This is a genomic window from uncultured Maricaulis sp., from assembly GCF_963976135.1.
Classification (GTDB): domain Bacteria; phylum Pseudomonadota; class Alphaproteobacteria; order Caulobacterales; family Maricaulaceae; genus Maricaulis.
On the sequence record NZ_CAXBKN010000100.1, the window covers coordinates 1 to 8812 of the forward strand.

Genomic DNA, 8812 nt, shown 5'->3' on the forward strand with positions numbered 1-8812 from the left:
GCATCATCGCCTTCTTGACGCCCAGCGATGTGGCGCGGTCAATCGCCGCCTCGATCGCAGCGGTCGAGCCGGAGATCACGATCTGGCCGGGCGCATTATCATTGGCAATCGCACAGACCCCGACCAGCGAGCCGGCATCAACCGCCTGCTGCGCCATGTCCTCATCGGCACCGAGCAATGCGGCCATCGTCCCCAGCCCGACCGGGACAGCCTGCTGCATGGCACGGCCGCGCAATTTGAGCAGTTTCGCCGCATCGCTGATCGTCAAGGCGCGCGCCGCCGCCAGGGCCGAGTATTCGCCCAGGCTGTGACCGGCGACGAATTTCGCCGCGCTGACATCAACCCCGAACTCGGCCTCCAGGACGCGCATCACTGCCAGGCTGGCCGCCATCAGGGCCGGCTGGGCATTTTCCGTCAGGGTCAGATCCTCGATCGGACCATTGGCCATCAGCCCGGAAAGATTCTGCCCGAGCGCTTCATCGACCTCGGCCAGCACGGCGCGTGCGGCGGAGAATTCAGCGGCCAGTTCCTGGCCCATGCCAACGGCCTGGCTGCCCTGACCGGGAAATACGAATGCAAGCGTCATCAGAACGCCTCCCACCAATTGAATTGATCGCTCGATACCCCTTGTCACGCCGGGCGCGCAAGAGGGGATGCGGCTTGCACGGCCCACCGCTTTAGGCTAAACGCGCGCTTCGCTTGGTTGCGGTCCTGTTCCTTTATTCCCGTCACATGGTGTGGTGGACCGGCACAGGAGCCACCGCGAGCCTGCCCGCCCCTTCGGCGAGGCTTGCGCCGCAACCGCTTACGAAGGGAGCCAAGATGGCACTTTACGAGCACGTATTCATCGTACGCCCGGACGTTTCTCCGGCCCAGATGGAAACTCTTCTGGAAGAAACGAAGACCCTGATCGAGACCAATGGCGGCAAGACCGGCAAGATCGAATATTGGGGCCTGCGTAACCTGTCCTACCGCATCAACAAGTCGCGCAAGGGTCATTACGGCCTGATCGATATCGACGCCAATGGCGCCGTCATCGACGAACTTGAGCGCCTGCAGCGCCTGTCCGAAGACGTCATGCGTTTCATGACCCTTCGTGTCGACGAGCACACCGATCAGCCTTCGGCGATTCTGTCGAAGAAGGATGACCGTCGTCCGCGCCGCGATTTCCGGTCGTAAGGAGAGAAACTGATGTCATCCGATAATATTGCAAACCTGCCTGCTCGCCGCCCATTCATGCGCCGCCGCAAGGTGTGCCCATTCTCCGGCGAGAATGCACCCGCGATCGACTACAAGGACCCGAAGCTCCTGCTTCGTTACATGTCCGAGCGTGGCAAGATCGTCCCGTCCCGTATCACGGCGGTATCCGCCAAGAAGCAACGTGAACTGGCCCGCGCCATCAAACGCGCCCGCCAGATGGCACTGCTTCCCTATGTGATGGATTAAGGAGAACGCACGATGAAACTGGTTCTCCTGGAACGCGTCGAAAATCTCGGCGTCATGGGTGAAGTTGTCTCGGTCCGTCCGGGATTCGCCCGCAACTTCCTTCTGCCGCAAGGCAAGGCGCTGCGCGCCAATGAAGGCAATATGGCCCGCTTCGAAGCGGAAAAAGAAGCCCTGATCGCGCGCAATGCCGAACGGGCTGCTGAAGCAGCGACCGCTGGTGAAGTGATCGATGGCGAAACTTTCGTCATGGTTCGTTCCGCTGGCGAAAGCGGTCAGCTCTACGGTTCTGTCTCCTCGCGCGACATTGCCGAGATCGTTTCGGAATCCGGCACTTCGGTCGTCCGCTCGCAGATTGATCTGCATGCGCCGATCAAGAAGCTGGGCCTGCACGACATCCGTATCCGTCTGCACGCCGATGTTTCGGTGACGGTCACGATCAATGTCGCCCGCTCGCTCGACGAAGCCGAACGCCAGGCCTCCGGTGAAGACGTGATCGCAGCCCAGGCTGACGAAGATCGCGCCATCGCCGAAGCCCAGGCTGCCGACCTGTTCGAAGCCAGCGAAGAAGGCGAAGAACTGGCCGAACGCCGCGCCGAAGGCGCCGACGATTCGGAAGCAGACGAAGCCGACGAAGACTAGGCTTTCAGCTCATGCTGAGTGCCGGAAACGGGCGGGTCGCAAGATCCGCCCGTTTTTGTTTGCCACCAGACTTGTCCACACTTCTCCACAGGCCGGGGAAATGCTGTGGCAAAGATTCACCCTGGGCGGATTGAGGGGTCGCATCCCGGCCGCCGAGCCTGTATCCCATTGGCATGACCACTGAGCTGATGACATTCGATGCCGGCGTCCCGACGACGCTGGAGACCGCGCCCCACAATCTGGAGGCCGAACAGGCCTTCCTCGGCGCGCTGCTCTACGACAATGAAATCTTCCACCGCATCGCCGACTGGCTGAAGCCGGAGCATTTCTACGACCCCGTCCATGGCCGTATTTTCGAGACCGCCTCCGATCTGATCGGCCGCGGTTCGCTGGCCGATGCGGTGGTGCTGAAAACCCAATTCGACCGCGATGACGGGCTGCGCGAAATCGGCGGCACCACCTATCTGGCCGTGCTGATCGAGAGCGCCGCCAATAATTCGGCGGCGACCGAATACGCGCGCATGATCTATGAACTCGCCCTGCGCCGCGATCTGATCCGCATCGGCGACGAGCTCTCGGCCACCGCCACCACCGATGCCGAAACCCAGCCGCGCAAGCTGATCGAGGCGGTCGAGCAACAGCTCTTCAATCTCGCAGAGGCCGGTTCAACCTCACGCGGCTTTGTCAGTTTCAAACAGGCGCTGACCGAATCGGTCGAGACTGCGGCTGCCGCCTATGAGCGCGATGGCGGGCTGTCGGGGATTTCCTCGGGCCTGAAGGCGCTGGACGAAAAACTCGGCGGCATGCACCCGTCCGATCTGATCATCCTCGCCGGACGTCCCTCGATGGGGAAAACCGCTCTGGCGACCAATATCGCCTTCGATGTGGCGCGAAACTATGAATTCGAGGAACAGCCCGACGGCACCACCAAGACGACCAAGGGCGGCGTTGTCGGCTTCTTCTCGCTGGAAATGTCGGCCGAACAGCTCGCCATGCGTCTGATCGCCGATTACACCGGCATTCCCGGCTATATGATCCGCCAGGGCACGATCGACGCGACGCAGTATGAAGAGATCCGCGACGCCGTGCTCGAGATCCAGTCCTTGCCGCTCTATATCGACGACACGGGTGGTTTGCCGATCGGCGCCCTCGCGGCGCGGGCAAGACGGCTCAAGCGTACTCACGGGCTCGATCTGATCATCGTCGATTACCTGCAGCTGGTCACATCCTCGCGCAACCGGCCGGGCGATAGCCGCGTGCAGGAAGTTTCCGAAGTGACCCAGAACCTCAAGGCCCTGGCCAAGGAATTGGAAGTCCCCGTCATCGCCCTGTCGCAGCTCTCGCGTAATGTCGAAAGCCGCGAAGACAAGAAGCCCCAGCTCTCCGACCTGCGTGAATCGGGTTCGATCGAGCAGGACGCCGATGTCGTGCTGTTCGTCTATCGCGAAGCCTATTACAAGGAACGCGAAAAACCGCGCGAGGACACGCCGGAATATCTCGCCTGGCAGGAAGAATTCCGCATTATTGAAAAACTGGCCGAAGTGGTCATCGGCAAGCAACGCCATGGCGCCATCGGCACGGCCAAACTCGCCTTTGACGGGGCGCGCACGAAGTTTAGCGACCTTGATGAACGATTCGAAGACGGACCCGGCTGATCGCGGGGCGCAGCCCGCGCCGCGCCTGGTCATCGACCTGGCCGCCATCCAGCGCAATTATGCGGCCCTGCAACGCCTCGCGCCGGGCGCGCAAACGGGCGCCGTGGTCAAGGCCAATGCCTATGGGCTCGGCGCGGCGCGGGTCGTTCCGGCGCTGGCCGATGCCGGTTGCCGCACTTTCTATGTCGCCCACACCACCGAGGGCCGCGAGGCACGCGAAGCGCTGGCCGGGCGCGAGGCCGACATTTTCGTCTTCAACGGCTTCTGGCCGTCGGAACTGGACTCCCTGCGCGAGGCGCGGCTCTTCCCTGTCATCAATGACCTGCATCAGTTTCACCAGCTGCGCGAACTGGCGCCGGACCTGCCCTGCGCGATCCATTTCGATACCGGCATGAACCGGCTCGGACTGGGGCCGAACGCGACCCAGAGCCTGATCGACAATCCCGACTGGATCGAGGGTCTGGATGTGCGTCAATTGATGAGCCATCTGGCCTGTTCGCATGAGCCGGATCACCCGCTCAACGCCAGACAATTGCAGCGCTTCGCCCGCGCTCGCGCCTGTTTCCCGGAAATCCCTGCCAGCTTCGCCAATTCCGGCGGCGCGATGCTCGATGCCCGCTATCATTTCGATATTCTGCGCCCGGGTCTGGCGCTCTATGGCGGCCATCCCGCCCCCGGCCAGGACAATCCCTTCGAGCCGGCGGTGCGGATCGAGGCGCCGGTGCTGCAGGTGCGCCGGATCGCGGCGGGCGACTGCGCCGGCTATGGCGCCATCTTCACGGCGACACACGACATGCAGATTGCCACTGTTGCCACCGGTTATGCCGACGGGCTGGTCCGCGCCTGCGGTGATGGCGGTTATGGCCGGATCGGCGGCGTGAAAGTTCCGATCATCGGCCGCATCTCGATGGATCTGACGACGGTCGATCTCAGCGAGGTCAGCACACCGGTCGAGCCGGGCGACTGGGTCAGCTTCCTCGGTGAGGATGTCGAGCCGATGGCCCAGGCCGCCCACACCATCACCTATGAATTCCTCGTCCGCCTCGGCCAACGCTTCCAGCGCACCTATCTGCCCGGCTTGCCTGCGGCAGAGTGAGCTTGCGGTCCGGCGGAACAGAGTGTGAACTGAGTGCCAAGCTGAAAAAGACGATTCGCCATGGCCCGTGCTGAAAACATCTATGTCTGCCAGAGCTGCGGTGCCTCCCAGAGCAAATGGGCCGGGCGCTGCGATGCCTGCGGCAGCTGGAACACGCTGGTCGAGGAAACGCCGGCGGCACCGCTGGGCACCCAGGCCACGAGCGCGAAACGGCGCGGCAAGGGCAATACGCTCGATCTGGTCGATCTCGGCGCCGACACACCCGAAGCGCCGCGCCTGAAATCGGGCATTCCCGAACTTGACCGCGTTTGCGGCGGTGGTCTGGTCCGCGGTTCAGCCATCCTGGTCGGCGGCGATCCGGGGATCGGCAAATCCACCCTGCTGCTGCAACTCGTCGCACTGATGGCCCGGGCCGATGCCCGTGCGATCTATGTCTCGGGCGAGGAGGCCGTCGCCCAGGTGCGTCTGCGCGCGCGGCGGCTCGGCCTGGCCGATGCGCCGGTCTCGCTGGCGGCGGAAACCTCGCTCAACAATATTCTCGACGGGCTCAAGGCTGAAAAACCCGACATCGTGGTAATCGATTCGATCCAGACCATGTGGAGCGACCAACTCGCCGCCGCGCCGGGCACGGTGGCCCAGGTACGCGCCTGTTCGCAGGAATTGGTGCGTTTTGCCAAACAGCGCAATTGCATCGTCATCCTGGTCGGCCATGTCACCAAGGATGGCCAGATCGCCGGCCCGCGGGTGATCGAGCACATGGTCGATGCCGTGCTGTATTTCGAAGGCGAACGCAGCCATCAATTCCGCATCCTGCGCGCCGTGAAGAACCGTTTCGGCCCGACCGACGAAATCGGCGTGTTCGAAATGGGCGATGCCGGGCTGGGCGAAGTGGCCAACCCTTCCGCCCTCTTCCTCGATGGCCGTGGCGAGTCGACCTCCGGTGCCGCCGTCTTTGCCGGCATGGAGGGCACACGGCCGGTTCTGAGCGAGATCCAGGCCCTGGTCGCCCCGGCGGCCTTCGGCACGCCACGCCGCGCTGTGGTCGGCTGGGATAGCGGCCGCCTGGCCATGGTGCTCGCCGTGCTGGAAGCACGCTGCGGCGTCGATTTCTCCAATCGTGACATTTTCCTCAATGTCGCCGGCGGGTTGAAGATCGCCGAACCGGCCGCCGATCTCGCGGTCGCGGCCGCCATCGTCTCTTCGGCCCTCGATGTCGCCCTGCCCTCGGACGGGGTCGTTTACGGAGAAATCAGTCTTTCCGGCGATGTTCGTCCGGTTGGGCGCAGCGATTCGCGCCTCAAGGAAGCCGCCAAGCTGGGCTTCACGCGGGCGATCGCCCCGAAAGCCTCGGCCGACGATGCAGCGCCGGTGCGTGTGCTGGGCGTGGCCACAGCGCTCGAACTGGTGCAAACTCTGCAGGCGATGGCAGGCGAGTAGGAAAGACGCCGATGGACGGCTCCCTGAGTGCATTCGATGGAATAGGACTGACAATCCTTCTGGTTTCCGGCCTGCTGGCCCTGGTGCGCGGCTTCGTGCGCGAGGCGCTGTCGGTGACGGCCTTCGTCGCCGCCTCGCTGGCGACGCTCTGGGCCCTGCCCGCCTTTCTCGGCCCGGCACGCGAATTGATCGATCCCGACTGGCTGGCTCCGCTGGCGATCGGCGCGGTCATCTTCCTGCTGGTCTATCTCTCCATCACCTTCGTGACCTCCTCGCTGTCGAGCGGGCTGGCCAAGGGCGATGATGTCAATGTCGTCGACCGTACACTCGGCTTCGGCTTCGGCCTGGTGCGTGGCCTGGTCCTGCTCGCACTCGGCGTGATCTTCATGGCGGCGACGCTGGGCGTTGACGGGCAGCCGCCGCGCGCCGTCACGGAATCGCGGATCTATCCCCTGGTCAAGGCCGCCGCCGACGCACTGCAGACCCTGGCGCCATCGACCTCCCGGATTGCCGACACGGAATTGCTGCCCGAAGCGCGGTCCGGGCCGGCTGATGATCCGATTGCAGAAACTATAAGAAATGATGCGACCTCCTATGGCAGCCGCGACCGAAACCGACTAGATGAGCTGATCGGTTCGACCACGGATGACCAGGATGACGATGGATGAGCGATAAGCACGCACTTCCCGCCACGTTGACTTACGATCCCGTCACGGATCGACCCCAGGAAGAATGCGGCGTTTTCGCCGTTTATGGCTCAGAAGACGCCGGTGTTCTCACCGCACTCGGCCTGCACGCACTCCAGCATCGGGGGCAGGAAGCCTGTGGCATCGCGACCCATGACGGGTCGCGTTTTCATGTCGAGCGCTATCTCGGCCTGGTCGGCGAAAACTTCACCTCGGCCGATATGCCACAACGCCTGCCCGGCAATGTCGCGATCGGCCATGTGCGCTATTCGACCCAGGGCGCCTCGGTGCTGCGCAATGTGCAGCCGCTCTATTCCGATGTCCGCGGCGGCGGTATCGCGCTGGCCCATAACGGTCACATTACCAATGCCCGCGTGCTGCGCGAGGAATTGGTCGCGAATGGTGCCATTTTCCAGTCAACCAGCGATTCCGAAGTCGTGCTCCACCTCGCCGCCCTGTCGCGCAAGTCCAAGCTGACCAATCGCCTCTCACATGCGCTCAAGCAGATCGAGGGCGCCTTTGCCTTCGTGGTGCTGGTCAATGACCGTCTGATCGCCGCGCGCGACCCGCATGGCATCCGGCCGCTGGTAATGGGCCAATTGGGCGATGCGGTCGTCTTCGCCTCGGAAACCACGGCGCTCGACATGGTTGGCGCGACCTATGTCCGCGATGTCGAGCCCGGCGAGGCCATCATCCTGTCCGATGGCGAAATGCGCAGCGAACGTTTCTCGCCGGCGCGCGCCGCACGGCCCTGCGCCTTCGAATTCATCTATTTTGCGCGGCCGGACTCCAATATTGGGGGCCGCAGCGTCTATGAAGCCCGCAAGGAAATGGGCCGCCAGCTGGCGCGCGAAATGCCGGTCGATGTCGACGTCATCATTCCGGTTCCCGATAGCGGCGTGCCGGCGGCGCTCGGCTATTCGGAAGCCAGCGGCATCCCCTTCGAACTGGGCATTATCCGCAGCCACTTCGTCGGCCGCACCTTCATCCAGCCCAATCAGGACCGCCGCGACATGTCGGTCCGTCTCAAGCATTCCGCCAATGCCGCCGCCGTGCGCGGCAAGCGCGTCCTGCTGATTGATGATTCCATCGTTCGCGGCACCACCTCGCTGAAAATCGTGCGACTGATGCGCGAGGCCGGCGCCACGGAAGTCCATTTCCGCTCGGCCTGCCCGCCGATCAAGTTTCCCGACTTCTACGGCATCGATATGGCCGGCCAGAAGGAATTGATCGCGGCGAATATGGACGTCGGGCAGATGGCAGCCAAGCTCGAGGCCGACAGCCTCGCCTTCCTCACCGTCGACGGCATGTATCAGGCGATCACCGGCGGGCCGCGCAATGACCGCGCGCCACAGCTTTCCGATCACTATTTCACCGGCGAATATCCCACGCGTCTGATGGATCATGATCGTTCGCTGTCGGCGAAGGAATTCCAACTCTCCCTATTGGTGGATGCATGACCGCAATTGATCTGACCGGCCGCGTCGCCCTGGTGACCGGTGCTTCGCGCGGTATTGGCCGCGCCATGGCGCTCGAACTCGGCAAGGCCGGCGCCCATGTGATTGCCACCGCCCGCACCACCGGCGCGCTGGAAGAGGTCGATGACCTGATCCGCGCTGCGGGTGGTTCCTCGACCCTGGTCCCGCTTGACCTGATGTCGAGCGACGGGATTGAGCAACTCGGTGCCATCGTCGAGGAGCGTTGGGGCAAGCTCGACATCCTGTTGGCCAATGCCGGCCAGCTCGGCGTGCTGACACCGGCGGCACAGATCAAAGCGAAGACCTGGAATGAAGTTCTGGGCGTCAACCTGCTGGCCCCGGCCCGCCTGATCCGCGCCTTCGAAGCCCTGCTCA

10 protein-coding genes are annotated in these 8812 nt (G+C 63.5%); 9 read left to right on the plus strand and 1 reads right to left on the minus strand.

Annotation, left to right across the window (positions count from 1 at the left end; all coding sequences use genetic code 11):
* On the minus strand, nucleotides 1-586 hold a 586-nt coding region (locus AAC023_RS12155), incomplete at its 3' end, for an ACP S-malonyltransferase (protein WP_339741471.1).
* A gap of 236 nt (nucleotides 587-822) precedes the next feature.
* On the opposite strand from AAC023_RS12155, the gene rpsF reads away from it, so the two are divergent.
* From rpsF to AAC023_RS12200, 9 genes are all read left to right on the plus strand, one after another.
* Complete coding sequence (gene rpsF / locus AAC023_RS12160; protein ID WP_091770150.1) at nucleotides 823-1179, plus strand: 30S ribosomal protein S6; 357 nt, start codon at nucleotides 823-825, stop codon at nucleotides 1177-1179.
* 12 nt (nucleotides 1180-1191) lie between these two features.
* On the plus strand, nucleotides 1192-1446 hold the full coding sequence (gene rpsR / locus AAC023_RS12165; RefSeq protein WP_233342419.1) for a 30S ribosomal protein S18: 255 nt from the start codon (nucleotides 1192-1194) through the stop codon (nucleotides 1444-1446).
* Between the two features lie 12 nt (nucleotides 1447-1458).
* A complete protein-coding gene (gene rplI / locus AAC023_RS12170; protein ID WP_339741472.1) occupies nucleotides 1459-2085 on the plus strand; it encodes a 50S ribosomal protein L9 in 627 nt (208 codons plus the stop codon).
* Between the two features lie 173 nt (nucleotides 2086-2258).
* Complete coding sequence (locus tag AAC023_RS12175) at nucleotides 2259-3740, plus strand: replicative DNA helicase (protein ID WP_339741473.1); 1482 nt, start codon at nucleotides 2259-2261, stop codon at nucleotides 3738-3740.
* A complete protein-coding gene (alr, locus tag AAC023_RS12180) occupies nucleotides 3712-4836 on the plus strand; it encodes an alanine racemase (RefSeq protein WP_339741474.1) in 1125 nt (374 codons plus the stop codon). The genes AAC023_RS12175 and alr overlap by 29 nt, the downstream gene beginning before the upstream one ends.
* A gap of 60 nt (nucleotides 4837-4896) precedes the next feature.
* The gene (gene radA, locus AAC023_RS12185; protein ID WP_339741475.1) at nucleotides 4897-6273 is read left to right on the plus strand and encodes a DNA repair protein RadA; all 1377 of its coding nucleotides are present in this window, start codon (nucleotides 4897-4899) and stop codon (nucleotides 6271-6273) included.
* Between the two features lie 11 nt (nucleotides 6274-6284).
* The gene (locus AAC023_RS12190) at nucleotides 6285-6941 is read left to right on the plus strand and encodes a CvpA family protein (RefSeq protein WP_339741476.1); all 657 of its coding nucleotides are present in this window, start codon (nucleotides 6285-6287) and stop codon (nucleotides 6939-6941) included.
* A complete protein-coding gene (gene purF, locus AAC023_RS12195; RefSeq protein ID WP_339741477.1) occupies nucleotides 6938-8419 on the plus strand; it encodes an amidophosphoribosyltransferase in 1482 nt (493 codons plus the stop codon). The genes AAC023_RS12190 and purF overlap by 4 nt, the downstream gene beginning before the upstream one ends.
* Nucleotides 8416-8812 (plus strand): SDR family NAD(P)-dependent oxidoreductase (locus AAC023_RS12200; protein WP_339741478.1); only part of this gene is annotated, 397 nt, incomplete at its 3' end. The genes purF and AAC023_RS12200, both read left to right, overlap by 4 nt.